Annotated in this window: 24 protein-coding genes and 1 tRNA gene; 9 read left to right on the top strand and 16 right to left on the bottom strand. The window is 65.7% G+C overall.

The window, feature by feature from the left end:
• Positions 1-10: 10 nt before the first annotated feature.
• From ACLMAL_RS25155 to ACLMAL_RS25105, 11 genes are all read right to left on the bottom strand, one after another.
• Positions 11-874, bottom strand: coding sequence for an EamA family transporter (locus tag ACLMAL_RS25155; RefSeq protein WP_412001325.1), 864 nt, complete (start codon positions 872-874; stop codon positions 11-13).
• On the bottom strand, positions 871-1,344 hold the full coding sequence (gene smpB / locus ACLMAL_RS25150; RefSeq protein WP_328405001.1) for an SsrA-binding protein SmpB: 474 nt from the start codon (positions 1,342-1,344) through the stop codon (positions 871-873). The genes ACLMAL_RS25155 and smpB overlap by 4 nt, the downstream gene beginning before the upstream one ends.
• Positions 1,345-1,416: 72 nt before the next feature.
• Positions 1,417-1,665 (bottom strand): hypothetical protein, encoded by a 249-nt coding sequence (locus ACLMAL_RS25145; protein WP_328405004.1) that lies wholly within the window; start codon positions 1,663-1,665, stop codon positions 1,417-1,419.
• A gap of 67 nt (positions 1,666-1,732) precedes the next feature.
• A complete protein-coding gene (locus tag ACLMAL_RS25140; RefSeq protein WP_412001324.1) occupies positions 1,733-2,812 on the bottom strand; it encodes a metallophosphoesterase in 1,080 nt (359 codons plus the stop codon).
• 137 nt (positions 2,813-2,949) lie between these two features.
• Positions 2,950-4,437 (bottom strand): alkaline phosphatase, encoded by a 1,488-nt coding sequence (phoA, locus tag ACLMAL_RS25135; protein WP_412001323.1) that lies wholly within the window; start codon positions 4,435-4,437, stop codon positions 2,950-2,952.
• A gap of 234 nt (positions 4,438-4,671) precedes the next feature.
• Positions 4,672-6,591: a DNA helicase RecQ gene (recQ, locus tag ACLMAL_RS25130; protein ID WP_412001386.1), complete on the bottom strand. Its 1,920-nt coding sequence runs from the start codon at positions 6,589-6,591 to the stop codon at positions 4,672-4,674.
• Positions 6,592-6,776: 185 nt separating this feature from the next.
• Positions 6,777-7,682, bottom strand: coding sequence for a permease-like cell division protein FtsX (ftsX, locus tag ACLMAL_RS25125; RefSeq protein ID WP_412001322.1), 906 nt, complete (start codon positions 7,680-7,682; stop codon positions 6,777-6,779).
• Positions 7,682-8,371: a cell division ATP-binding protein FtsE gene (gene ftsE, locus ACLMAL_RS25120; RefSeq protein ID WP_328405014.1), complete on the bottom strand. Its 690-nt coding sequence runs from the start codon at positions 8,369-8,371 to the stop codon at positions 7,682-7,684. Before ftsE ends, ftsX begins: the two co-directional genes overlap by 1 nt.
• Before the next feature lie 230 nt (positions 8,372-8,601).
• Positions 8,602-9,465: a mechanosensitive ion channel family protein gene (locus ACLMAL_RS25115; RefSeq protein ID WP_328405016.1), complete on the bottom strand. Its 864-nt coding sequence runs from the start codon at positions 9,463-9,465 to the stop codon at positions 8,602-8,604.
• The gene (gene prfB / locus ACLMAL_RS25110) at positions 9,466-10,581 is read right to left on the bottom strand and encodes a peptide chain release factor 2 (protein WP_328405018.1); all 1,116 of its coding nucleotides are present in this window, start codon (positions 10,579-10,581) and stop codon (positions 9,466-9,468) included.
• Positions 10,582-10,756: 175 nt separating this feature from the next.
• Positions 10,757-11,614: a helix-turn-helix transcriptional regulator gene (locus ACLMAL_RS25105; RefSeq protein WP_412001321.1), complete on the bottom strand. Its 858-nt coding sequence runs from the start codon at positions 11,612-11,614 to the stop codon at positions 10,757-10,759.
• Positions 11,615-11,767: 153 nt separating this feature from the next.
• Between ACLMAL_RS25105 and ACLMAL_RS25100 the strand changes: the two genes are divergently transcribed.
• Both ACLMAL_RS25100 and hisN read left to right on the top strand, forming a co-directional pair.
• Entirely contained in the window at positions 11,768-12,358 is a 591-nt protein-coding gene (locus tag ACLMAL_RS25100) for an NADPH-dependent FMN reductase (protein WP_412001320.1), read from the top strand.
• Between the two features lie 102 nt (positions 12,359-12,460).
• Positions 12,461-13,243: a histidinol-phosphatase gene (gene hisN, locus ACLMAL_RS25095; RefSeq protein WP_412001319.1), complete on the top strand. Its 783-nt coding sequence runs from the start codon at positions 12,461-12,463 to the stop codon at positions 13,241-13,243.
• 50 nt (positions 13,244-13,293) lie between these two features.
• On the opposite strand, the gene ACLMAL_RS25090 is transcribed toward hisN, so the two are convergent.
• On the bottom strand, positions 13,294-14,838 hold the full coding sequence (locus ACLMAL_RS25090) for a glycosyltransferase family 39 protein (protein ID WP_412001318.1): 1,545 nt from the start codon (positions 14,836-14,838) through the stop codon (positions 13,294-13,296).
• 129 nt (positions 14,839-14,967) lie between these two features.
• Between ACLMAL_RS25090 and ACLMAL_RS25085 the strand changes: the two genes are divergently transcribed.
• Positions 14,968-16,362, top strand: coding sequence for an acyl-CoA dehydrogenase family protein (locus ACLMAL_RS25085; protein WP_412001317.1), 1,395 nt, complete (start codon positions 14,968-14,970; stop codon positions 16,360-16,362).
• 34 nt (positions 16,363-16,396) lie between these two features.
• The gene (locus ACLMAL_RS25080) at positions 16,397-17,626 is read left to right on the top strand and encodes an acyl-CoA dehydrogenase family protein (RefSeq protein WP_328405032.1); all 1,230 of its coding nucleotides are present in this window, start codon (positions 16,397-16,399) and stop codon (positions 17,624-17,626) included.
• 173 nt (positions 17,627-17,799) lie between these two features.
• On the opposite strand, the gene ACLMAL_RS25075 is transcribed toward ACLMAL_RS25080, so the two are convergent.
• Positions 17,800-19,128, bottom strand: coding sequence for a lipase family protein (locus ACLMAL_RS25075; protein ID WP_412001316.1), 1,329 nt, complete (start codon positions 19,126-19,128; stop codon positions 17,800-17,802).
• Between the two features lie 186 nt (positions 19,129-19,314).
• On the opposite strand from ACLMAL_RS25075, the gene ACLMAL_RS25070 reads away from it, so the two are divergent.
• The gene (locus ACLMAL_RS25070; RefSeq protein ID WP_412001315.1) at positions 19,315-19,575 is read left to right on the top strand and encodes a hypothetical protein; all 261 of its coding nucleotides are present in this window, start codon (positions 19,315-19,317) and stop codon (positions 19,573-19,575) included.
• A 289-nt stretch (positions 19,576-19,864) separates the two neighbouring features.
• On the opposite strand, the gene ACLMAL_RS25065 is transcribed toward ACLMAL_RS25070, so the two are convergent.
• Positions 19,865-19,945 (bottom strand) — tRNA-Lys (locus tag ACLMAL_RS25065).
• A gap of 155 nt (positions 19,946-20,100) precedes the next feature.
• On the opposite strand from ACLMAL_RS25065, the gene ACLMAL_RS25060 reads away from it, so the two are divergent.
• Positions 20,101-20,418, top strand: a complete 318-nt coding sequence (locus ACLMAL_RS25060) for a hypothetical protein (RefSeq protein ID WP_412001314.1) — start codon at positions 20,101-20,103, stop codon at positions 20,416-20,418.
• A gap of 232 nt (positions 20,419-20,650) precedes the next feature.
• On the opposite strand, the gene ACLMAL_RS25055 is transcribed toward ACLMAL_RS25060, so the two are convergent.
• Positions 20,651-20,890 (bottom strand): hypothetical protein, encoded by a 240-nt coding sequence (locus tag ACLMAL_RS25055; RefSeq protein ID WP_412001313.1) that lies wholly within the window; start codon positions 20,888-20,890, stop codon positions 20,651-20,653.
• A 255-nt stretch (positions 20,891-21,145) separates the two neighbouring features.
• Here ACLMAL_RS25055 and ACLMAL_RS25050 point away from each other — a divergent pair, with 255 nt between their 5' ends.
• Together ACLMAL_RS25050 and ACLMAL_RS25045 are read left to right on the top strand one after the other, a co-directional pair.
• Positions 21,146-21,781 carry a hypothetical protein gene (locus ACLMAL_RS25050; RefSeq protein ID WP_412001312.1) on the top strand — a complete coding sequence of 212 codons (636 nt, stop codon included), beginning with the start codon at positions 21,146-21,148 and terminating at the stop codon, positions 21,779-21,781.
• A 142-nt stretch (positions 21,782-21,923) separates the two neighbouring features.
• The gene (locus ACLMAL_RS25045; RefSeq protein ID WP_412001311.1) at positions 21,924-22,421 is read left to right on the top strand and encodes an ArsR/SmtB family transcription factor; all 498 of its coding nucleotides are present in this window, start codon (positions 21,924-21,926) and stop codon (positions 22,419-22,421) included.
• Between the two features lie 148 nt (positions 22,422-22,569).
• Here ACLMAL_RS25045 and ACLMAL_RS25040 read toward each other — a convergent pair whose 3' ends face one another.
• Positions 22,570-23,241, bottom strand: a complete 672-nt coding sequence (locus ACLMAL_RS25040) for a hypothetical protein (RefSeq protein WP_412001310.1) — start codon at positions 23,239-23,241, stop codon at positions 22,570-22,572.
• 198 nt (positions 23,242-23,439) lie between these two features.
• Between ACLMAL_RS25040 and ACLMAL_RS25035 the strand changes: the two genes are divergently transcribed.
• Positions 23,440-25,065, top strand: coding sequence for an acyl-CoA synthetase (locus ACLMAL_RS25035; protein ID WP_412001309.1), 1,626 nt, complete (start codon positions 23,440-23,442; stop codon positions 25,063-25,065).
• The last annotated feature ends 66 nt before the right edge of the window (positions 25,066-25,131 follow it).

The following is a 25,131-nucleotide window of genomic DNA, read 5'->3' as shown; positions in this document are numbered from 1 at the left end:
GCGGTGGCGGTCAGTTCACGGCGATGAGGCCGACCGCGACGAGCGCGAGCACCATGCCGACCTGCTGCATGCGACCCACCCGTTCGCCGAGCAACACCATCGCCAACAGCACGGTCGCGGCCGGATAGAGCGAACCGATCACACTGACGAGCGACAGCAGCGATCCATGGAAGGCATACAGCAGCGCCGCGTTGGCGATGGTGTCGAGGACGCCGATGTAGGCCGCCAATCGCAGTGGTTCGCCGCGCAACGTCTGGAACTCCCCGGCGGCCAGCGCGGTCAGCCACACCACGGTGGTGGCCGCGACACGCTGCGCGACCAGTGGCCATAGCCCCGCGCTCGCGTGCGTTTCGTGGAGAAAGAAGAACGCGAAGCCGAAGGCCGCACCCGATCCGACGGTCAACAGCGCAACGCTGCGGGTGAATCGCAGCTCGCGCCCGCCGGTGATCTCCTCGGTGACATCATCCGGCGTTTCCCGGCTGACCAGCACGACGGTCAGCAACGCGAGCGCGATGCCGCCGAAGGCGAGCGCGCCGGGACGTTCCCCGATCACCAGACCGGCCAGCACCGGAATACCCGCAACCAGTACCGCGGTCAATGGTGACACCACTGCCATCGGACCGCTCGCCAACGCCGCGTAGAACCACCACACCGCCAAGCCGCTGGCCACTCCCGCCGCCAGGCCCCAACCCATCGACGCGAGGTCCGGGTTGCCGCCGACCAACGGCGCGAGGGCAAGCACCAACAGCCCCGAAATCGGATAGGAAACAACGACTATCCGCAGTGCGGTTACCCGCCGTGCCGCCACTCCGCCGAAGAAGTCGCTGACTCCGTAGCCGGCAGCAGCGACCAACGCCAGCAGGACAGCTGTCACCGCATGCCTTTGACCCGCCGCCCCAGCTCGCGAGTGACCTCACGCTCCGCTGTGCGCCTGGCGAGATCCTGCCGCTTGTCGTAGTCCTGTTTGCCCTTGGCCAGCGCGAGCTCGACCTTCACCTTGCCGTCGGAGAAGTACATCGACAAGGGCACCAGCGTCTGGTTGCCCTCACGCGACTTGCCGACCAGCCGCTCGATCTCGCGCTTGTGCAGCAACAGCTTGCGCACCCGGCGCGGCGAGTGATTGGTCCAGGTGCCGTGGCTGAACTCCGGAATGTGCAGCGCGCGCAGCCACACCTCACCGTTGTCGACGGTCGCGAAGGCATCCACCAGCGAGGCCTTGCCCTCGCGCAGGCTCTTGACCTCGGTACCCACCAGCGCGATCCCGGCCTCGAAGGTTTCCAGGATCGTGTAGTTGTGCCGCGCCCGGCGGTTGGTCGCGATGACCTTGCGCCCTTGTTCCTTCATAACGAGAAGCTTAAAGTGACGCCGCAACGGGATTATTCCCAGGTCGTGACCCGCTGGCTACCGCGGCGCGTGCTATCCGCCCGGTCGCAGCATCAGGTACACCAGCAGCACGGCGACGAAGGCGGCCACCAGCAGGACCGTCGAGGCGCGCGGCAGCGCGGGATGGCGGCGCAGCGGTGGCGGACGATGGCGCAGCCACACCGATTCGACCGAGGGGTCGTGGGTGCTGCGTTGATACGGCAACGCATCCCCGGCATCGCGGGCAGGGTAGTCGACGGAGCCGCCGGACGCGTCGTCCGCTGGGCCATCACCGGTTGCCATACGCAGCACCGTAGCCGCCGGACCGAGGCTGCGCCGGAATTACCGGGTAGCGCAATGCGATGGGAACTCAGGCGAGACGGCGGGCGAATGCCTCGTCGGCTCCACCATTTGCGAGGTCGACGGTGACAATCCGCAGGTCGGCCGTGCTCGCGGTGAGTTCCATGACCATGTAGCCGAGCTGGTGATAGTTCTCGAACAGCACAGGATGGGTGCCACCTGGAGTCAGCTTCGGCTCCGCGCCAACGGTTTTGGCGGCGGCGCCGGAGATGATCTGCCGGGTGCCCTTCGATTCCGAGGTCGGCTCGAGCACCTGCAGCGAGTGGTCGTGTCCGGACAGAATGAAGTGGCACTTGCCGACGACATGGTCCTCGAAGAACCGCTTGGCGTGGATGCCGTTCAGCGGCTCGATCGCAAGCCCCTCATAGCGGCCGGCGTCGCCGTGCGGACCGTTGTTGAGGTAGGGCTGGTGGGTGCAGGCGATCTTCCACTTCGCAGGGGACTCGGTGATGGCGCGATCCAGCCAGGCGCGCTGCTCGTTCATGAACTGACCGTCGACCGTCCAATACGGGTCGAACAGCGGCGGGATGTAGGAGGCCAGCGGATTGATGTCGAGGACGAAGAACTCGACCACCGGATTCTCTTCGGGTAGCCGCACCGAGTAATACCGGCTCGGCATCCACCAGCGTGCGGAGTGCGCGTGATACTCGACCTCGTTGTTGCCGCGCAGCAACCAGCCGCCGTCGCCGCCGAAGATCGAGCTGGTGTCGTGGTTGCCGAGCACCATCAGCCACGGGAAATCCAATCCGGCATTGGGGTTCTCGAACTTGTCCACGAACTGGACGTCGACACCGCTGTTGGGGCCGCTCTCGTAGATGTTGTCGCCGAGGCCGAGCGCCAGCGAAAACGGTTGGCGGCGATGGTGTTCGCGCATGGCGTCGGCGACGGCCCACTGGCTGCGGGTGCCGGTGCCCGCATCACCGGTGACAAGCACGCGCACGGTGCGCTCGGCAGGAAATGCGAACTTGGACACGCCCGCCTCGACCGGCACGGCATCGGCGGGCGAAAGACCCACCAGTGACGCACCCGCCGCAGCGGTCGCCGCGCCCGCTAGAAAGCCCCGTCGCCCGATCCTGCTGTCACCCGTCACGCGCTGTCCTCCACTCATGATCGACGCCAGATGTCCCGGCGCCCATCCTCACCCATGGCGAAAGAGGATGGGCACGCGGTCCCGCAGCAGTCGGCGCATCGATATTCAAGTAGTGGATCCCGCGCTCGCGCGAGGCGTCATTTGCCGATGGCCGGCTGCTTGTCCCGATCCAGACCGAGCGCGTCGGAGATGGTGAAGAACATGTCGGTCTGGTCGGTGAGCCCGACAACATTCGCGGCGCGCGGACCGTAGGCGGCGACTCGCACCTGGGTGCCGGTGTGCTCCTGGGAACTGCCTTCTTCACCGTTGCCATAGGAGATGCCGATCTCGGCGCCGTCCTTGGTCACGACCTTGCTGGTCAGCGAGGCAGACTTGGTGTCGAGCGGCACGATTTGGCTGGCCTGCGCGTGGTCGGCGGTGACGATCACCAGGGTATTGCCGTCGTTCTCGGCGAATTCGAGAGCCGCCTGCACCGCCTCATCCAGATCGACGGTTTCGCCGACCTGCCCGCACGGGTTCGCGGCATGGTCCTGCTTGTCGATCGAGGCGCCCTCCACTTGGAGGAAGAAGCCGTCCTTGCGGTCCTTCAGCAAGTCGATCGCCTTGCGGGTCATGCCGGCCAGATCGGGCTGAGTGGCGGGCCGGTTCGCATTCGGGTGGCAGGTCTGCGCAGGCAGGTTCAGCCCGTCGCGCACGGCCTTCGCGCCGTCCCAGCGGATCGGCAGATTGCCCGGAGCGAACAGACCGAGCAGCGGTGTGTCCTGGTCGGCCTTCGACACCGCCTCCAAACCGGCGCGGTCGGCGACGAGGTTGTAGCCACGCGCCTTGGCTTGATCGTGCAGCGTCTGTCCCTGCCATTGGCCGGCAGCAGCCTTCTGTTCGAAGCTCTTCGCGCCACCGCCCAGTGTGATGTCGGCGCGGGTGTTGAGCAGCTGTTCGCTGATCGAGCCGAGGCCGCCCAGCTCGAGTGCGTTGGTCGGGCACTTCAGCGCCGTTTCCTCGGGGCCGTAGCACTTGCGGTCGGTGACGTGCGCGCCGAGCACGGCCGGTGTCGCGTCCTGGAGCTCGGCGGTGGTCACGTTGCCGGTGGCCTTGCCGTTGGCCTTCGCGATCTCCAGCAGATTGGGTCGTGCGGCGCCGTGCAGGTCGACACCGATGGCGCCGTTGTAAGTCTTGGTCCCGGTCGCCCAGGCGCTGCCGCTCGCCGCGGAATCGGTGGCGTAGTCCGGCTTTCCAGTGGCCTTGTCGAGGGAATAGTGTGTGTAGGAACCGGTGAGCGGCAGCGCGTCGATGCCCTTGAAGTAACCGCCCGCGCCCTCGGCTACGTTGCGTGCCACCGTGATTTCCGAATCGCCCATGCCGTCACCGATCAACAGGATGACGTTCTTGGCCTGATTGCCGTTGAGTGCGGCGCGCAGCGCGTCGGTGCGGTCTCCGGTGGTCCGACGGGCGCCGCCGTGCTGACTCGGGTCGCCGGTGGCAGCGGGGGTGATGAGCTCGCCGTTGCCTCGACTCGTGGAGTCGGAGGACCCGCAGGCGGCCAGCACCCCGACGAGGACAGCGGCACCGATGACAGCACCGGCACGGAGCCGACGAGGTGTGGAGGGCGACCAGACAGCGGGCATGAGCGAAACTCCATTGTGTTCGTAGATAGCTCGGACGCGCCGAGCTCGGTGATGTCGCAGGAACGAAGAGACACCATCGGCAATCAGTCGGTTACCGAGCGGTTGGCCACTCAGCGCCGCGACTACCTGCGTCGATTGCGGTCGGCATCCGAAATATTCGGCAGCACAGCCACTTTCAGGTGATCCGAGGAGCGGAACCCGCGCCATGCGTAGACGGTCATGACGTGCAGAATGTCACTCTGCCGCCAAGACCTCCAGCACCTGTTCCCCATACTTGGCAAGCTTGTTCTCGCCGACACCGGCAACCGTGCCCAACTCGGTCAGGCTCTTCGGCTTCCGGCCTGCGATCTCACGCAACGTGGCGTCGTGGAAGACGACGTAGGCGGGCACGCCCTGCTCCTTCGAGGTCGCCGCACGCCATTCACGCAGCTTCTCGAACATGCCGGCATCCGCCGGCGCGAGATCTGCGGGCGGGGTCTTGGCCGCTTTCGCCGACCGGGCGGCGCGGGCGGGAGTGGCGCGCTCCGGCTCCCGACGCAGCAGCACCTGCCTGCTGTCGAACAGCACTCCATCGCTCGCTTCGGTGAGCGTCAACACACCGTAGTCTCCGTGCACAGCCAGCAAACCTTGGGCGAGCAATTGCCGCACCACCCCACGCCATTCGACGTCACGCAGTTCCGTGCCGACCCCGAAGACCTTCAGCTCGTGGTGATCATGCTGCAGCACTTTGGGATTCTTCTTGCCGATCAGGATGTCGACGATGTGGCCGGCACCGAAACTCTGGCCGCGTTCGCGTTTCAACCGCAGCACCGTGGACAGCACCTTCTGCGCGGCCACCGTGCCGTCCCAGGACTCCGGCGGAGTCAGGCAGGTATCGCAATTGCCGCACGCCTGACCGGGTTGTCCGAAGTAGGCCAGCAGCTGGGTACGGCGACATTCCACGGTTTCACACAGTGCGAGCATCGCGTCCAGATGTAATTGGAGCTGCCTGCGGTGGGCGGCATCGCCCTCCGAGGCGTCGATCAATTTGCGTTGCTGCACAACATCACTGAGGCCGTACACCATCCATGCCGTCGACGGCAGCCCGTCACGACCCGCGCGGCCGGTCTCCTGGTAGTAGCCCTCGACCGATTTCGGCAGATCCAGGTGCGCGACGAACCGCACGTCGGGCTTGTCGATGCCCATGCCGAAGGCGATGGTGGCGACGACGATGAGTCCGTCCTCACGCAGGAACCTCGACTGGTTCGTCGCACGAGTGCGTGCGTCCAGCCCGGCGTGATAGGCGACGGCGCTGATCCCGTTCTCGTTGAGAAATGCCGCGGTCTTCTCCACCGAATTGCGCGACAGGCAGTAGACGATGCCGGCATCCCCGGCGTGCTCGGCCTTGATGAACTCCAGCAGCTGGCGCTCCGGCCGGTTCTTGGGCTCGATCCGGTACTGAATATTGGGCCGGTCGAAGCTGGCGACGAATCGCCTGGCGGAGCCGAGCTCGAGGCGCTGAATGATCTCGTCGCGGGTCTTGTCGGTGGCGGTCGCGGTCAGCGCGATGCGCGGCACCTCCGGCCAGCGTTCGTGCAGCATCGACAGGCCGAGATAATCCGGTCGGAAGTCGTGACCCCACTGCGAGACGCAGTGCGCCTCGTCGATGGCGAACAGCGCTATCTTGCCTCGGTCCAGCAGATTCGCGGTCGAATCCAGCCGCAGGCGTTCCGGCGCCAGATACAACATGTCCAACTCGCCCGCGACGAATTGGGCTTCCACCGTCCGCCGCTCGTCCGGGAACTGGGTGGAGTTGAGGAACCCGGCCCGCACACCGAGGGCACTGAGCGCGTCGACTTGGTCCTGCATCAAGGCGATCAGCGGTGACACCACCACGCCGACACCGGGACGCACCAGTGCAGGCACCTGGTAGCACAGCGACTTGCCGCCGCCGGTCGGCATCAGGACCAGCGCATCCCCACCGCCGACCACATGCTCCACGATGTCCTGCTGATCACCGCGGAAGCTGTCGTAACCGAACACCCGACGTAGAACCTGTTGCGCCGCACCGGATTCGGAACCGGGATCGCCAGCGGTCGGCACGCCGTGGCGACTGCTTGCAGGTCGCTCGAAAGGACCGGTCGCGAGAGTATCGGGGGATTCCACCCGGCCCATCCTACGAGCGCCGTCCGCGGGCGAAGGCCGCACACCGGCCCCGAACGCGAGAGACACTGCCGGTACTCCACATGTGCACAACGAATCTCGTCATCCGCGCTGTCGGCCCCGCCAAACCGCGGAACGCCGGAACCCAAGGGGTGGACTCCGCCCCACGGATCCCGGCGTTCACGGAGGTCACGGCGCTATTCGCGGACGTAGTAGCGCAGCGTGGCGTAGGCGGTGACAGCGGCGAAGACCACACCGATCGGGGCGATGGTCAGCGCGACCACCGCGATGTCGTCCCCGGTGACATGCGGAAAGACATTGCTGTCGAACAGCTGCCCGAGCGCCCGATCGACCACCATGGGACGCGCGATGAGCAGGCCGAGGATCGCGAGCACCGAGCCGATGACCGCCGCAACGACCGCCTCCAGCAGGAACGGCAGCTGTGTGTACCAGCGGGTCGCGCCGACCAGCCGCATGATCCCCACCTCCTCGCGGCGGGTGAACGCAGCGATCTGCACCATATTCGCGATCAGCATCAGCGCCGCGAGCGCCATCACAAGAGCCAAACCGAATGCCGCGTTGCGCAGCCCGTCGAAGATGCTGACCAGCCGGTCGACGATCTCCTTGTCGTTGAGGACCTGCTGCACACCGGGCCGCGCATGGTACGTCTGGAAGATCCGCTCGTACTGATCGGCATCGGTCATCTTCACCCGCAACGACGCGGGCAGCCGGGTGTCCTGGATCATCTCGATCATCTCGGGCTGGCCCTTGAAGGTCACCTCGGTGGCTTCCTTCATCGCTTCCGTGCTGTTGACGAACTGGACCGACACCACGCCGCCGGTCTTCTTGAGTTCCGACATCAGCGACTGGCAGGGCGCCTGGGAGCACTCGAGGTCACTCGCCGAGACATCGTCGGTGAGATACAGCCGTATCTCGACCCGATCCATGAAGTAGTTCTCGGTCTTGTCGGCGATCCGCACCGCGAGCAGACCACCGCCCAGCATGGTGAGCGACACCGCGGTGGTGAGGATCATCGCGATGGTCATCGTGACATTGCGGCGCAGGCCGGTGATGACCTCGCCGAACAGGAATCCGAAGCGCATTACCGGCCCACCCCGTAGACACCGGTCGCGTCATCGCGCACCAGACGCCCGCGATCGAGCTCGACCACCCGCCTGCGCATCGCATCGACGATGTGGTTGTCGTGGGTGGCCATCACCACCGTCGTGCCGGTGCGGTTGATCCGCTCCAGCAGCAGCATGATGTCGCTGCTGGTGTCGGGATCGAGATTGCCGGTCGGCTCGTCGGCGAGCAGCACGAGCGGATGGTTCACGAACGCCCTGGCGATCGCCACGCGCTGCTGCTCCCCACCGGACAGCTCGCTGGGCAGTCGATCGGCCTTACCGCCGAGACCGACCATGTCGAGCACCTCGGGGACCGTCCGGTCGATGAACTGCTGGCGCTTGCCGATCACCTCCAACGCGAACGCGACATTCTGCTGGACGGTCTTCTGCTGTAGCAGCCGGAAGTCCTGGAACACGCAGCCGATGCGCTGGCGCAACTTCGGCACCCGCCGCCCCGGCAACCGGTCGACCCGGAAGTCGGCGACCTGTATCTCACCGGAGGTGGGCGCCTCCTCCTTGAGGAGCAGGCGCATGAAGGTCGACTTGCCGGAACCGGACGGTCCGATGATGAAGACGAATTCGCCCTTGTCCACATCGACGGTGATGTTGTCCAGCGCGGGTCGCGTCGAGGTCTTGTATGACTTGGTGACGTTCCGCATGGTGATCACGGGGAGCCAGTGTAACCAGCAACCAGCTGACCACTGCATGGCCGAGGACCGTCCACGGTGTGCGGTCGCTGCCTGCGCCCCGGCCTCATCGGGTGGGTACTGCCGGAAGCACTCCTGCCGGAACGATGTTCAGAGTGGGATTAGATCCGGCTGGAATGGGATTATCCGGCTTGACGAACACATACAGCACGAATGTGACGACCCAGGTTGCCATCAGGATCGCCGTGGATCTACGAGGTCTCACTGATTCCCTCCCGGCGCAACGCCGCGGCTACTCGCACCCGCAGTTCGCGACCGACTTCGAATTGTTTACCCGGCAACGTGCGGGCAACCATTCGGATGTTCATCTGGTCGACCGTCAGGTCTTCGACACCCATCACGCTGGGCTCGTCGAGTAGTAGCGGCCGCAGTCGACTATCTTCGTACGCCTGTGTACCGACCGCGTGCAGGATCTCGTTGACCCTGGTGATGTCGACGCTCGCGGCCACCGGCACGTCGATCGCGGCGCGGGCCCAATCCTTCGACAGATTTGTCACTTTCACGATCTGGCCGTTGGGCACGGTGATCACTTCACCGTCCGCGTTACGCAGCGTGGTGATCCGCAGCGTGACATCCTCGACCGTACCCTCGGCCTGCTCTGCGGATCCAGTCACCGCGATGCGAACCACGTCACCGAACCCGTACTGACGCTCGGTGATCAGGAAGAACCCGGCGAGAATGTCCTGCACGATGCGCTGCGCACCGAAACCGAGTGCGGCACCGAGCACGGCGGCGGGCGCGACGAGTCCGGTCACCTCGAACCCCATGCGCCGCAGCACCTCGATGCCGACCAGCACATACACGATGGTCAGTACGACCCAGGTGACCACCTGCGCCAGCGCGTGCCGATGTTTGGCCGCTTCGGTCCGAACCAGCGCATCGCTGCTGCGGAATCCGGCGTCGATCTTGCGCGTGATCCGATCTCTGATGAAGGTCGCGAACCGGCTGAACAGGACTGCGCCGAGGAGGTATAGCACGATCTCCAGGCCCGAGGAACGCAGCCAGGTCGTGAAATCGGTGGACGAGGCGAATGCCTGGATCCCCGCGACATTCATTTAGCTTGCCTGCTCTCGCATTCGCCAGCGGATTCCGGATTCGATGAAACCATCGATGTCACCGTCGAGCACAGCGGACGGATTATTGACCTCGTAGTTGGTCCGCAGATCCTTGACCATCTGGTACGGGTGCAGCACGTAGGAGCGCATCTGGTTGCCCCAGGACGCGCCCTCGTTCGTCTTCAGCGCATCCATCTGGGCGCGTTCCTCCTGGCGCTTGCGTTCCAGCAGCTTGGCCTGTAGCACGCGCATCGCCGAAATCTTGTTCTGCAGTTGGGATTTCTCGTTCTGGCAGGTGACGACGATGCCGGTCGGGATGTGTGTCAGCCGGACCGCGGAGTCGGTGGTGTTGACGCTCTGGCCGCCGGGACCCGACGAGCGGTACACGTCCACCCTGATCTCGGTGTCGGGGATCTCGATGTGGTCGGTGGTTTCGACGACCGGCAGCACCTCGACCTCGGCGAAGGAGGTCTGGCGCCGGCCCTGGTTGTCGAACGGGCTGATGCGCACGAGCCGGTGTGTGCCCATCTCCACCGAGAGGGTGCCGTAGGCATACGGTGACTTCACGGCGAAGGTGGCGCTCTTGATGCCCGCTTCTTCGGCGTAGGAGGTGTCGTACACCTCGACCGAGAACTTGTGCCGGTCCGCCCAGCGGATGTACATGCGCATCAGCATCTCGGCCCAGTCCGCGGCGTCGACGCCGCCCGCACCCGATCGGATGTTGACCAGTGCGTCGCGCTTGTCGTACTCGCCCGACAGCAGCGTGCGAACCTCCATGGCCTCCACGTCACCGTGCAGCGCGGCACGTTCGGCGTCGGCGTCGGCCAGCGCGGAAACCTGCGCCTCGCCTTCCTCGCCCTCGGCCAGCTCGTAGAGCACGGGCAGATCTTCCAGCCGCTGGCGCAGTTCCTCGACCCGGCGCAGTTCGCTCTGCGCGTGCGACAGCTCACTGGTGACCTGCTGCGCGTGGTCCTGGTCGTTCCACAGGTCCGGGTCGGCGGCCTGATGTTCCAGTTCGTCGATACGGCGACGCAGCTCCTCGATGTCGAGGACCGACTCGACCGTCTTGAGGGTGGCGTCGAGTTCGGCGAGATCAGCGGAGACGTCAGGATGCACGATGTCCTAGCCTACTGTGCTGCTCCGCCTGCCCCTAAACCCAGCGCACCACTGAGCGCGACAGGGCTTCGGCGCGGCGGGCCTGCCCGTCTGTGCACACCCGGGTTCGTGGTGACCGCGTACTCACGAGATCGGTCGGCGCGCGCGGGACCAGTAGCGTCGCCGAGTAGCGCGATCAGCTCGATACCGCGCGCAGACCGCCGGGGCGGCGGCCCGCGAGCGCATCGAGAGCGTGCGCGGTGGAGTCGTCGGCGGGCAGGTAGACGATCAATTGCTGGTCGTCGTCGGCAGACAGTTCCAGGGTCTCGTAGGACAGCCGCAGGTTACCCGCGTCAGGATGCACGAGGCGGGTGATGCCCGTGGCGGCGGCAAGACCGGGTACAGACTCCACCCGTCGGGTGAACTCCGCGCCTGCGGCGACGGTGAGTTCATCGGTCAGTGCGGCAATGTGCGGATCGGCACGGAACGGGCCCTGCTTGAGCGCGGCAACCACCTCGTCGGCGATGTGGTCCCAATCCGGGTACACGGTGCGGGCGCGCGGATCGGTGAACACGAACAGCGCGAGATTCGCCCAGCCCTCGTCGTCGAGCAGCCCGGTCGGCGCCATGAGACGTTGGTAGCCTTCGGTCCAGGCAAGCGGTTCGCGCAGTCGATTGACCACGACCGCGGGCGCGGGCTCCAAGCGGTCGAGGACGGCACGGATCGTCGGGCGGACCTCGCGCGGCGGCTGCGCGGCGCCCATACAGCTGAATCCGGCATCGGCGGCCTTGGTCAGCCGGTGCAGGTGAACGCGCTCGCTCGGCGCGAGGTGCAATGCGTCGGCAAGCGCGCCGAGCACTGGCGGCGACGGACGACGATCGCGACCCTGCTCGAGACGGGTGATGTATTCGACGCTCACCCCGGCGAGGGTGGCCAGCTCGGCGCGACGCAGTCCTGGGGTCCGGCGTCGAGCACCGGTCGGTAATCCGACCTGGGCCGGGGTGACCGCCTCGCGCCGGGTTCGCAGGAAAAGTCCCAACTCGTTGTCGCTCACCCTTCGAACGGTACAAGCGGCGGCCGTCGCGAGGATGACCCTGCCACTACCACTCTCCGCGCGGTCTTCCTGGCAACCGCGGTGGGCAGCAGATTGGGACATGCGACGCGGCCGAACCCGGTCGTGGCGATGGTTCCTACGAAGGAGAACGGCATGTCCACACTGAAGCTCGCGGTAATCGTCGCAAGCGTGCGCGAAGGACGCTTTGCCCCCGTGGTGACCTCCTGGTTCACCGAACATGCCGTGCGGCACGGCGGGTTCGAGATCGACGTGATCGACCTGGCGGATTTCGAACTGCCGCTGGCGCTGCCCGCGGTCTCCCCCGCGCTCGACCCGAACCCGCCGCGCCCGGCCGGTATGACCGACCTCACCCGACGGCTGACCGCAGCCGATGCCTTCGTCATCGTCACCCCCGACTACAACCGCAGCTTCCCCGCCTCGATCAAGGCCGCTATCGACTGGCACTTCACCCAGTGGGACAGCAAGACCATCGGCTTCGTCGGCTACAGCGGCGCCAGCGGCGGCCTGCTCGCCATCGAAGGCCTCCGCCAGGTGTTCAACGAACTCAACGCCCACACCGTCCGCAACTACGTCTCTTTCCCTCGCTACTACCTCCTCTTCGACGCCGATGGCCGCCTCCTCGCTCCCGAAGAACCTGCGGCAGCCGCCCAGGCCATGCTCGACCAACTCCACTGGTGGGCGACCGCCCTCACCGCCGCACGCGCCGCCGCCGTCGCCGCGTAACCGCCGACCTCGAATGCGAGTGGCACATCGCGGTGGGACCGACTCGACGTTTGCCGCATGTGCCACTCATCGAGCCGATCGGCGGGTGGCTAGGGTTCGGGGGTGGATTCTTCCGATCTCGAACTTGCCCTGCGGTTGGCCGATGAGGCCGACGCGATTACTCGGGCGCGCTTCGGTGCGCTGGATCTGAAGGTTGATTCGAAGCCCGATCTGACGCCGGTCTCCGACGCCGATCTGGCGGTAGAGAAGGCGATCCGGCAGGTGCTCGGGCAGGAGCGGCCCGGCGATTCGGTGCTCGGCGAGGAATTCGGCGGGGACGCGGAGTTCACCGGACGGCAGTGGGTGATCGACCCCATCGACGGCACCAAGAATTTCGTGCGCCGGGTGCCGATCTGGGCGACGCTGATCGCATTGCTCGAAGACGGGGTGCCCGTTGTCGGCGTGGTGAGCGCTCCTGCGCTGACCCGCAGGTGGTGGGCAGCGGCGGGGGCCGGCGCCTGGTCCACCTTCGATCAGGAAGCGCCGAAGGCGATTTCGGTGTCCGCGGTGGCCGAGCTGAGCTCGGCGAGCCTGGCGTTCTCCAGTCTGTCGGGTTGGCGCGAACGCGGTCTACGCGAGCACTTCCTGGCCCTCACCGACGACGTCTGGCGCGTCCGCGGCTACGGCGACTTCCTCACCTACTGTCTGCTGGCCGAGGGCGCGGTGGACATCGCCACCGAGCCCGAGGTCTCGCTGTGGGATCTCGCCGCCCTCGACATCCTGGTGCGCGAGGCAGGCGGACGCTTCACCTCGCTGCACGGCGCGCCCGGCCCGCACGGCGGCGACGCCATCGCCACCAACGGTCTGCTGCACGATGAGGTGCTCGCCCGCCTCGGCGCCGACTGATTCTCGGCTCAGTTTCTTCGGTGTTTTTCAGGATCATCGACGAGCCGGGGTCAGCCGAGATGCTTCAGCTGCGGCCATAGCTCCGGCCAGGCCGCGCGCGGCTCGCGGCAACGGAAGATCGGTCGGCCCTGCTCGTCGTTGTCGATGTCGAAGCCATTGTCGATTCGACCCGCCGGTTCGATGTAGTGAAAGTAGCGAACCAACTGATCGCGTTCGATGCCGACGGCGATCACGACAGCAGCGGCAGCACTCGGCGGGCCCCACCACCAGTAGGCGTTGTGCCCGCTGTGCGGTGTCGGCAGTCCGTATTGCCCGCCGAAACGCTCGATGGCGCCCGCCGCACCGGAGTCGGCGGTGAGCACAGCGACATCGGCTCCGAGTCCGGCGCGCGCGTCGGCGACCTGGCGCACGAATTCCGGCCAGCCGATGGTCTCGCCCGCGTCGTAGTTGACTGCGAGCACCGGCGAATTCGGCAGCGCCGAAATCGGCAACACCGGCAGGAACAATACTGCCGAGACGAGAGCATTCACCGCGAGTGCCGAACCCACTGCCGCCCAACGCATTCGTCGAAGCCCCAGCCATGCCGCGACCGGCACCGCGGCGGCAGCAAGCAGAATCGGATACATCCCGCCCATGTAGTAGGCCTTGCCGCCGGTGGCCACGAACACGACGAACATCAGCGCGTACCCGACCGCGAAAGCTCGGTAGCGGACCGCACGCCACAGCCGCCACAGCCCGAATATCCACAGCGGCACCAACAATGGCCCCATCAGACCGAATTGCAGCAGCACGAACGCCGCGGGCGAATCCGAGGTGCCCGAGGAGCCGCCGGCGATCGCCCGGCCCATTTCCCATTGCGGCCAGCCGTTCTCGGCCTGCCACCACAGGTAGGGCAGCCAGATCAGCGCGGCGATACCGACTGCCACAGGAAAGAACTTGGTAGCGAAGATCTTTCGTGGTCCGACCAGAACCAGCGCCAGCACGAGCGCACCGACGGGGAAGATCACCAGCAGTTTGTTCTGGAGCCCGACCCCGATTACGAGCCCGATCAGGAGCCACCATCTCGGGTCGGCACCGCGCCGCCCTCGAGCGTTGTCGACCTGGCCGGCCGCGCTGTCGGTCACCCCGTCGCCCGCGGGATCACGCAGCAGTTTCAGCACCAGCAGGCATATCGACGACCACACGGCCATATCGAGCGAGGTGGTGGTGAGCAGGTGCCCGACACCCATCACCAGCGCCGCGGCGGCCACCGACGCCGACGCGAGGGCCTGCGCACCGCGCCCGCCGCCGAATTCGCGTGCCATCAGACCCGCGCAGACCACGATGAACGTGGCGACCACGATCGACGGAAGGCGCAGCAGCAGTAACGAATCGGGATCGATTGCCGACATCGTGCGAGCGAGAAGCGGCGTCAGCGGCGGCTGATCCGGGTATCCCCAATCGAGGCGCCTGCCCACGGCCAGAAAGTAGAGCTCGTCGCGGTGATACCCGTAGCGCGCGGCGAAAGCGATGAGTAGAGCAGCGAACAGTCCCGCGACGATGGTCAGCTGCCGCATCGCGACAGCGGGCACCTGTCGCACCGCGACGATGGGCACTTGTCCAGCCTGACACAGATCGGCGGCGTAAGCTGCACCTCGACGGGGTTCTTACTCTGGAGTAAGATAGCCTTACTCTGGAGTAAGATAGCTGGGATAAGACCTCACCCCACCCACCCGAGAAAACAGGTGATGATGAGCACTCGAGACAGCGCAACGACGCGACGTCCAGACACGTCCGCTGTTGGCCTGAACCATCCCAAGCGGGACTGGATGGGCACGGCCATGCGGATCATGACGACCTTCACCGGGTCGGAGCTCGCCGAGAAGTACAACCTGCGCAAGCCGATCGAGCGAGTCACCTATGAAGGCACCAAGACCGGCTTCCGCACCCTCGGCGCGGCCACCCGCGCGTTCGCCAAGGTCGCGGGCAACGGCACACCGAAGCGGCTGGCGGACAACGAGTCGAAGAACAAGGATTTCTTCGACCTCACCCCCAGCGACGAGCAGCAGATGATCGTCGAGACGGTGAAGGAATTCGCCGCCGAGATCCTGCGCCCGGCCGCCTACGAAGCCGACGGCGCCGCGAAGGCCCCGCGCGACCTGCTCGAGCGGGCTGCCGAACTCGGCATCACCCTCATCAACGTGCCCGAGGAGCTCGAGGGCGCGGCCGCCGAGCGTGGCGCGGTCACCAACTCGCTGGTCGCCGAGGCCCTCGCGCACGGTGACATGGGCCTCGCCCTGCCGATCCTCGCGCCGAGCGGTGTCGCGGTTGCCCTCTCCCAGTGGGGCACCGACGCTCAGCAGCAGACCTACCTGCCCGCCTTCACCGGCGAGAACGTCCCGCAAGCCGCCGTCGTGATCAGCGAGCCGCGGGCCCTGTTCGATCCGTTCGCATTGCAGACCAAGGCGACTCGCTCCCCCAGCGGCTATCGCCTCAACGGTGTGAAGAGCCTGGTGCCCGCCGCCGCGGATGCCGAGCTGTTCCTCGTCGCCGCTGAGCTGGACGGTCGGCCCGCCCTGTTCATCGTGCCGTCCGACACCCAGGGCCTGGTCGTCGAGGCCGACCCGAGCATGGGTCTGCGTGCCGCGGGCCTCGGCCGCCTGATCCTCGACAATGTCGCGGTCGGCACCGACGCCATCCTCGGCGACAGCGATGCCGTCCAGCGCGCCGAAGAGTACGCGGACGCAGTACGTCTCGCCCGCCTCGGCTGGGCCTCGCTGGCCATCGGCACCGGCCAGGCGGTGCTGGACTACGTGATTCCGTACGTGAACGAGCGTGAGGCGTTCGGCGAGCCGATCAGCCACCGCCAGGCGGTCGCCTTCATGGTCGCCAACATCGCCATCGAACTCGACGGCCTTCGGCTCGTGACCCTGCGGGGTGCGTCACGCGCGGAGCAGGGCCTGTCGTTCGCGCGCGAAGCGGCGCTGGCGAGAAAGCTGGCCACCGACAAGGGCATGCAGATCGGTCTCGATGGCGTGCAGCTGCTCGGTGGCCACGGCTTCACGAAGGAACACCCGGTCGAGCGCTGGTACCGCGATCTGCGGGCCATCGGCGTCGCCGAAGGTGTCGTGCTCATCTAAACCGGCTGGTTCCTTACCTTCCAGGAGACATTCCATGATCAATCTCGAACTCCCCAAGAAGCTGCGGGCCAGCGCCAACCAGGCCCACCAGGTCGCCTCGGAAATCTTCCGTCCGATCTCGCGCAAGTACGACCTCGGCGAACACGACTACCCGGTCGAGCTGGACGCCATGGCCGCCATGGTCGAGGGCCTTGCCGACTCCGGCACCCAGAAGATCGGCGGCGCGGCCGGTGGCCGTTCGCATGACAGCGAGTCCGACAGCCACGCTACCGAGCTGCTCGGAAACAGCAACGGCGGCAATATGTCCGCACTGCTGAACGCCCTGGAGACCTCCTGGGGCGACGTCGGCCTCATGCTATCGATCCCTTACCAGGGTCTGGGAAACGCAGCCATCGCGGCCGTCGCCACCGACGAGCAGCTGAAGCGTTTCGGCAAAGTGTGGGCCTCGATGGCCATTACCGAGCCGTCTTTCGGCTCGGACTCGGCCGCCGTCACCACCACCGCCGTTCTCGACGGCGACGAGTGGGTTCTCAACGGCGAGAAGATTTTCGTGACCGCGGGCCAGCGCTCCACCCACATCGTGGTGTGGGCGTCGGTCGACCGTAGCCTCGGCCGCGCCGCGATCAAGTCGTTCGTCGTGCCGCGTGAGGCCCCCGGCCTTTCGGTGGCCAGGCTCGAGCACAAGCTCGGCATCAAGGCGTCCGACACCGCCGTGCTCCTGCTACAGGACTGCCGGATTCCGAAGGACAACATCCTCGGCAGCCCGGAAGTCAACGTGGAGAAGGGCTTTGCCGGGGTCATGCAGACCTTCGACAACACCCGCCCGCTCGTTGCCGCCATGGCCGTCGGTGTCGCCCGCGCCGCCCTCGAGGAGCTGCGCGCGATTCTGACCGACGCCGGTGTCGAGATCTCCTACGACACCCCGGCCAACAATCAGCACGCCGCAGCCGCCGAATTCCTGCGCATGGAAGCCGATTACGAGTCCGCCTACCTGTTGTCGCTGCGCGCCGCGTGGATGGCCGACAACAAGAAGCCGAACTCCCTGGAAGCCTCCATGTCCAAGGCCAAAGCGGGCCGCACCGGCACCGACGTGACCTTGAAGGCCGTCGAACTCGCAGGCGCCATCGGCTACTCCCAGCGCACCCTGCTCGAAAAGTGGGGCCGCGACTCGAAGATCCTGGATATCTTCGAAGGCACCCAGCAGATCCAGCAGCTCATCGTGGCGCGCCGGGTCCTGGGCAAGACCAGCGCCGAACTGAAATAGCAAGTCGCACAACAGAAAACCGGTATCGGTCCGCTGTGGGACCGGCACCGGTTTTCTGTCTGGCGACGTCGGTCATCGGCGAACTGTGACGTCGGTCGACGGGATCCGAGATCGGTTACGAGGCGCAGGTCTCTGCGCCGCGACCGGTGGACCACGCCGCGATGGACGGCAGGTCACCGTCCGCCGGGTTCGGCACATGTTCCGGTCGCAGGCACACCGCGCAATCGTTGATCCAGCCAATCCATGGTCGCGCCATAGGAGCTGACGTAGGCCGCCAGATGTTCACCGCCGACGATATTCTTCGTCGCCGCCACCCCCAGAGCACATTGCTCGCGCCACAGCTGCTCGGCCTCCGGCACGGGAATCCAAGGATCGTTGATACCGTGGTAAATGAACAGCGGCACTCCCGATTTCCGGCCGTTCATACTCAGATGTTGGAAGATAGCCTCGGCCGATTCGCTGTCGAGCGACTTATCGATTGTGGCCATCGTATCGATCGGGATGGGCATTATCCCGAGTGCACCGAAACTACCGCTGCAGATATCTTTGATGGGGGACGTCGCCACCCATTGCGCCGCATGGTTCATGAGGCCGAGGATTTCTGGATGCTCCCTGCCGAGCGCGAGCACGGTGGTGAGCAGGAACGCGGAGATGTAGGAACCATCGAAGGCGTGGGCGAACCGGCGATAGTCGATGACCAATCCACCGAAACTCGCGCCAGCGAAATACGGGAGCAGTTCCGGTGCGTATTCCTGTACCAGCATGGCCGCAGCGTGGGAAGCGACGGCACCGCCGGAGTATCCGGTCGAGGCGAAACGGCTCTCGCCGAACTGATCCGGGGCGAAATTGCGGACCGCGCGGATGGAGTCGAGCAGGTTGTATCCGGCGACGGCCGGCTCCGAGTAGGCCATCAGGGGGCCCTCGTGGTCGGGGATGATCAGCGCGTAGCCGTGCTCGATCGCCCAGGCGGTCGGCGACGGTGTGAAATCGTTGCCGGTCGGGACTTCCATGCCGTGGGAGAGCACGTAACCGGGGGTGCAGCGCTTGTTGAGCGCGTTGACGGCTTGCGCGTTCACCAAGACGGGCTGGTTGCCGGGCCCGGTCCACGCCTTGGGGGGAAGGACCAGCGTCGCGGTGCCGATGGAGGGCTCACCGGCGGAGTTGGTGGTGCGGAATTTCAGGAGAGTGGCGCGGGAAATGGAGGTGAGGTTCAGGAGAAGCATCGTCGGCGTGGCCGACGCCGTCACATCCCGCCATTCCAGAATGTCGCCGGGCGCATAACGGGCGAGATCCGCCGGCCAGGTGTCGAACAGTGGGTCACCGGTCGGCGCGGACTGCACAGCATCCCAAAGCGCGATCAGTTCCTGCGGCAGATCACTCGGTGCCGCAAGGGGCCGCGACGCTCGCGGTAGCATCTTCGTCGGCGCGGGAAGATGGGAATCGATCCACTGCTGCAGCGGGTTCGGACCCTCCTGTACACCAACGGACGGGTCAACCGACACCGAAGATTCCGGCGGATCCGCCTCCGCCCGGACAGGTATCTGCCCCATTGTGATCGAAAGACCCAGGACCATCGTGGCCGCAGTCAACAGATGCTTCACGATTCATCAAGTTACGACATGAAAGCGCGCAAACGCGGGATTTAGGAGCCCGTTCATTCATGAACTTGTGATAATCGGCTACTACTCGTGAGAACGCGCAGAATGCGCCATTACCGTGCGTTCGGATGGCCCGGCAACGCCTCGACCCATGCGTATCGACAGTTGTTGCCGAATTCCGCCGAGGCCGTGCGAGGCCCGGCAGCGGCCGGAACGGGCGAGAACTACGGAGAATTCCTTCGCACAGCTCAACGCGCATTTTCGCAATCTTTCACCAGGACAACGCAATTCGCCTGGAAGGTCCTGGATATCTTCGATGGCACCCAGCAGATCCAGCAGCTCATCATCTGACAGCACAGATGGGAGTGGGATTTGCCCAGTCGGTGACCGGGTTGCCGAATATGCTTGTTGGCGTACACATGTTGGTCGCTGCACTGGTGTTCATCGGGGCAATTCGGGTGTTCCTTGAAACTTCTCCGAACTCTCAACCCGGCAGCCGACACACCACCGAGCGCCACCTGTGACGCTGCGCTCTCGGCGTGACAGCCTCGGATCGTCTCCGGCCTCTGCAAGCGCGGCACCGGATTCCACTTCCGATCCCCGCACGAACGGCAGCACTCGGCACGGTCGAAACAGAGGTTGGAGGCGGTCAGAATTCGGGACTCGAACCCCGAACCCGCTGATTAAGAGTCAGCTGCCGACCGCACACCTTGTGACCGCCGAAGTGGTTGGTATGCGGGTCTTATCGGCGGCCAGAACGCGGATTCGTCCGAGAACCTCGTTGCCTGTATCGAACGATGACCAGGTACGGTGTGAGATCGAGAGGTCCGCTCAGGTGAGTCGCGGACCTTCTGTTGGAAGCTACTCGAGGACGTCATGATCAAGCTCTTCTCCACTGTTCTGCTGACCGCGACGGCGGCCGCCGCCCTACAGGTCCTGCCCGCCGCGCCCGCACATGCGAAGTCCCCCAGCTGCGCCAAAGCCATCGAGCTGATCAACGCCGCGATTGCCATCAGCGGCGACACCCTGGACGATGCCACCCAGCAAGCTTTGTCCGACAGGCTGTCGGGCCTGGCCGCCCTGGCCGTTGGCGAAGAAAAGGCTGCTATCACCGGCTACGCCAACGCCTTGGTCGATGACAACATCACCGACCTGGACCCCGCCACGAACGAACTCAACCGCGTCTGCGCCTGAACCGTCGGGGCATTGCGGCCTGAAACCTGCTGCAAGATCCTCGACATCTTCGAAGACACCCGAGCAGATCCAGCAGCTCATCGTGGCGCACCGGGTCCTCGGCAAACCAGCGCCGAGCTGAAGTGCTGCTGAAGTAGTAAGTGCTGCAACCGAAACCGGTGCGGGTCGACACAATGACTCGCACCGGTTTCTATTGTGCGCCGGCGCACGATGGCGAGCGCCGGGTGTCGCGCTAGTCGAAGATCACCAGATCCGGGACGACGGCACCGCCGAAACTTCCGGATGCGCCCGGGTATACCACTAGCTGGGAGCCCGCTCGTCCGGCTGCACTGCCCAGCGTCGCGCTGGCGTTCGTTTGATTGAGCACGTGCATTGCCCCACCGACAAGCATGAACCTTTCGCCACTCGGCGGATCGCGCAGGGTGAAGTCGTCACCTGACGCATTGACGTAGCTGAAATCGCCTGTAGCCATGGAACTCCCGTACTACTGCGCCAATGCACGCGCGAACGAAAGACCTCAGCTTTCGACGATCCCCACTCCCGCGACAGCCGAATTCTTCCGGATTTTCCGAGAGACATGCCCACCCGGTGCGGCGTTCGACAGCGCAATCCGTTACGTTGCTGCACACGCACGGGTTTGACTAACGTAACGCTGCGTGTTGAGTCCGAAGAATTCAGCGGACGAATTTCCACCGAGCTGTACCAAGACCCCTCAAGGAGACTGGTTATGCAAAAGTTGGGTTTGATACGTCGCTTCACCGCCGCACTCGCGGCAACGACCGCAGTCGCTGTCGTATTCGCAGGGCAGGCCGCCGCCGATCCAGTGCAGGTCGACTGGAATACGGCGGTCCAGAAACTGCGTTCCGCGGCCGCGGGCGATCCGGCGGCCGAGCAGGCCGTGGATCGGCTGATGGCCTCCGGCGGCCAGGTCACCACCGCCGAGCAGGTGGCATTGCCCGCACAGCCGTTCCAGATGCCCGCGCAATCCGATATCGGCCGTGGTGGCGGCCCCGGCGCCTACGGCACCGGCCTCGCGCTCGGCCTCGACGGATTCCGGCTCGGATTCTTCGGCGGCCCAGGCACGATCGCGCCGGACCAGAGCGGAGCCAGGCTCCAGGCGACCTGGGTCAACCTGTCCAATGGCCGTAGCGGCACCGAGGTGCTCACCGAGCACAACAATGCCCCCGTGGACACCACCATTCGCACCCGAGCCATCAACACCGGCGGCGGCATGATCGTGGCCGCGGTGTACGGAACTCTGTGGCACCGCTGGCCGGTCCCGGTCAGCGAGGCGAACCCCGACGGATACCAGTACCAGCTCGGCACTATCTCCACGCCATCCTTCGGCGCCGTCTACAACTGAGCGTCCCAACCCACACTCGAGAGCCGATGCGAGTCCGTCCTGGACTCGCATCGGCTCTCGCCTGTTACAACCTGCCGAAAGACAGGCCAGGGCGCAGAGGTGCCCTCTTGTCCGGCATTACGTAGTTCCGTAATTTTGGGGCGTGGGTCTAGAGGAACGGGTTGCGGAGCTGGAGCGACGGCTCAGCGCGTTGGAGGCAGGCGGCAGCCGGGGCGCGGACGCATCGTCGGAGAAGTGGGCGGTGCAACGGCTGCAGGAGGATTTCTCCGACGCCGACGAGCCCAACGGCGGGGTGTTGTTCGCCGGGTCGGTGCGGCTACCTACCGATGAACATTACGGGTGGCAGGCACGGTTCACCACCGGTGAGATCATCGAGGACGACTGGTCCGAGGCAGCCGAATGTCTGGCCGCCCTCGGCAGTCCGGTACGACTGCGGCTGCTGCGTGAGGTGATGGGTGGCCGCAGGACCGCGGCCGAACTCGTCGGGCTCGAAGGGGTCGGAACCTCCGGTCAGGTGTATCACCATCTGCGGCAGTTGGCCGCCGTCGGCTGGCTACACACCGCAGGCCGTGGGCGTTTCGAAGTGCCGGAGGGGCGGGTCGTGCCGCTGCTGGTCGCGCTGGCCAGCGCGCGGCGCTGACGCGGTCCGCGACCAAATCGCTTACGGGATAAGAGAAGTCGCGGCCGGCAACACCACGCTTTCTGCTGCCGGACATCGGACCGCGCCCGGACTGCGCTTCGGGCTGCCGATGCGGATCCGACCGCACACGAGTCGGCGCCGGCCGCCGCTAACAGCCGAACAGCACGCCCGCGTTGTCGTTCGGGGTCGCCACCTGCTGCTTCAGACACCCGAACGGGATGACGCCTGCATCGCTCATCTGCACGCCCGAGCCCGCCTCTGGGTTCACACAGGTGAGGCCGCCGGCGTCCATGCGACAGGTGAAGTCGCGAATGGACAGCGCACTGCCGTAGGGCAATTCGGGACCACGCCCCTGCACGAACGGACCCGGATCGCCCCGGAATGCGCCGACGGTCAGCTTGCCGCCGGTGTAGCGGATCCAGCCACCCTTCCAGTTGCCGATGCCGTCGTGGGGTTTGGCGGGCGGATTCTTCAACTCGACGAGGCATACGACGCCCCGATCACCGTGCTCATAGTCGGTGATACAGCTGATCTTTCCCGAGGGACTGGTGAAGGCGCGGTCGCTCTTCAGGTCGGTCACCGTGCCGTCGTCCAGGCGTGCGGTGCGGTACCCCACCGGATCGGCCGCGCTACCCGCCCGGGTCCACGACTCCAGATCCGCCACCGACGCGCCGCTGGTCGGAGCCGACCGCGTCGACGATGCCGACGGCCCGACCGACGCGACGCCGGTCGAGCTCGGGGCGGTAGCCGATCGATGATCCGTTTCCACAGCACAACCGGCCGATAGCAGAACGATGGCCGTGACGACCGCGATACGCATGCCCCGAACCTTAACGGCCCGCCGTGCGACGGTGTGTTGTGAATGGTGGCTCGCGCCACAGCTGGACCACCGGATGTCGGTTTTTCGACATTATGTGATCCGTCCCACTGCCGCTGATACGGTGAGCTGGCATATACGCCCGTTCGATATCGCTAGGTCGAGAACCGACGCGAGTTTGTTGGTGGAGGTGTTCGACGGATGAAGTTGGCGCATGCCTTGGAAACAATCAAGGCGATGGGAGTGCTGCGGGCCCGCGGAGTCAGCGATCCGCGCAGGCCGGTCGAGGCACTGCGGACAATGAAAGAGTCCCAGATATACGGCCCACAGGCGACATTGATACGGCACTCTGCGCGCATCGCGCCGAATGCGCCCGGGCTGGTGGACGAGCGCGGCGAGCTGAGCTACCGCGAACTCGACGAGCAGTCGACCGCCATCGCGCGCGGGCTGCAGCCCGCCGGCCTGACCGAGGGCTCGGTGATCGGCGTCCTCGCTCGCGACCATCGCGGCCTGATCCTGGCCATGGCCGCCGCGGGCAAGCTCGGCGTTCGGGTCGCGCTGATGAACACCGGTTTCGCCAAGCCGCAGTTCGCCGAGGTCTGTGCGCGCGAGAAGGTCAAGGCGGTGCTGCACGACAGCGAGTTCCTCGGCTTGCTCGACGCGCTGCCCACAGACCTGCCGCGCTACCTCACCTGGGTCGATGAAGGCACCACGCTGCCGGACGGCGCGCAGACGCTCGACGATCTCATCGCGGCCAACTCGACCGAACCGCTGCCCGCGCCGAGCAAGCCCGGCGGCTTCGTCATCCTCACCAGCGGCACCACCGGCCTGCCGAAGGGTGCACCACGCAGCAAGGTGACCCCGCTGGCCACCGCCCAGATGGTCGATCGAATCCCGTTCCCGGTCAGGGGAACCCAGGTCATCGTGTCGCCGATTTTCCACAGCACCGGCCTGGGCACCTACCTGGTCGCCTCGGCGATGACCAACAAGGTGGTGGTGCGCCGCCGGTTCGACGCCGAAGCGACGCTGAAGATGATCGCCGACCACCAGGCCGAAATGCTGGTGGCGGTGCCGACCATGCTGCACCGGATGACCGAGCTACCCCCGGAGATCCGCGCCAAGTACGACACGTCCTCGCTGAAGTGCATCCTGTTGGCAGGCTCGGCGCTCTCGCCGGAGCTGTGTGTCAAGGCCACACAGGTATTCGGGCCCGTCCTCTACAACCTGTACGGCTCGACCGAATGCGCGGTCGCCACCGTCGCCAACCCGGAGGATCTCGCGCTCGCGCCCGGCACGGTCGGCCGAGCGCCGATCACCTGCGAGGTGCGGCTCTACGACGACAACGACAAGCAGGTCACCGGGATCAACAAGACCGCGCGCATCTTCATCCGCAGCGGTGCGCCTTTCGAGGGTTACACCGATGGTCGTCACAAGCAGATCATCGATGGCTATATGTCCAGTGGCGACGTCGGCCATTTCGACGAGCACGGGCTGCTGATGGTCGACGGCCGTGATGACGACATGATCGTCTCCGGCGGCGAAAACGTCTTCCCGCAAGAGGTCGAGAACCTGCTGCTGGAGCGTCCCGATGTCTTCGATGCCGCGGTCGTCGGCGTCGACGATGTCGAGTTCGGTAAGCGGTTGCGTGCCTTCGTCGTTCCGGAACCCGGTCGAACTCCGGACGGCGAGGAAATCAAGACCTACGTGAAGAACAATCTCGCCAGGTACAAAGTGCCGCGCGAAGTGGTGTTCCTCGACGATCTGCCCCGCAACCCCACCGGCAAGCTGCTGCGCCGCGTACTCGTCGAGTACGAGGTACAGACCTGAGCATTCGGGCGGGCGCGATCGCGCCGACGTGTCAGTGCTGGGAAGGCTGCTGCGCCGCAACCTGAT

It is taken from the genome of Nocardia sp. CWNU-33 (genome assembly GCF_046764895.1).
Classification (GTDB): domain Bacteria; phylum Actinomycetota; class Actinomycetes; order Mycobacteriales; family Mycobacteriaceae; genus Nocardia.
Note: the sequence above shows the minus strand (reverse complement) of the source record. Positions and strands in the feature narration are given on the sequence as shown.

Bases quoted from the DNA above. Each gene is read 5' to 3' on its own strand.
- smpB (WP_328405001.1), bottom strand. From the start codon at position 1,344: ATGAAGGAACAAGGGCGCAAGGTCATCGCGACCAACCGCCGGGCGCGG.
- phoA (WP_412001323.1), bottom strand. From the start codon at position 4,437: ATGCCCGCTGTCTGGTCGCCCTCCACACCTCGTCGGCTCCGTGCCGGT.
- ACLMAL_RS25040 (WP_412001310.1), bottom strand. From the start codon at position 23,241: ATGCGTATCGCGGTCGTCACGGCCATCGTTCTGCTATCGGCCGGTTGT.
- ACLMAL_RS25060 (WP_412001314.1), top strand. From the start codon at position 20,101: ATGATCAAGCTCTTCTCCACTGTTCTGCTGACCGCGACGGCGGCCGCC.
- ACLMAL_RS25080 (WP_328405032.1), top strand. From the start codon at position 16,397: ATGATCAATCTCGAACTCCCCAAGAAGCTGCGGGCCAGCGCCAACCAG.
- ACLMAL_RS25145 (WP_328405004.1), bottom strand. From the start codon at position 1,665: ATGGCAACCGGTGATGGCCCAGCGGACGACGCGTCCGGCGGCTCCGTC.
- ftsX (WP_412001322.1), bottom strand. From the start codon at position 7,682: ATGCGCTTCGGATTCCTGTTCGGCGAGGTCATCACCGGCCTGCGCCGC.
- ACLMAL_RS25115 (WP_328405016.1), bottom strand. From the start codon at position 9,465: ATGAATGTCGCGGGGATCCAGGCATTCGCCTCGTCCACCGATTTCACG.
- ACLMAL_RS25055 (WP_412001313.1), bottom strand. From the start codon at position 20,890: ATGGCTACAGGCGATTTCAGCTACGTCAATGCGTCAGGTGACGACTTC.
- ACLMAL_RS25100 (WP_412001320.1), top strand. From the start codon at position 11,768: ATGTCCACACTGAAGCTCGCGGTAATCGTCGCAAGCGTGCGCGAAGGA.
- ACLMAL_RS25035 (WP_412001309.1), top strand. From the start codon at position 23,440: ATGAAGTTGGCGCATGCCTTGGAAACAATCAAGGCGATGGGAGTGCTG.
- ACLMAL_RS25050 (WP_412001312.1), top strand. From the start codon at position 21,146: ATGCAAAAGTTGGGTTTGATACGTCGCTTCACCGCCGCACTCGCGGCA.
- recQ (WP_412001386.1), bottom strand. From the start codon at position 6,591: ATGGGCCGGGTGGAATCCCCCGATACTCTCGCGACCGGTCCTTTCGAG.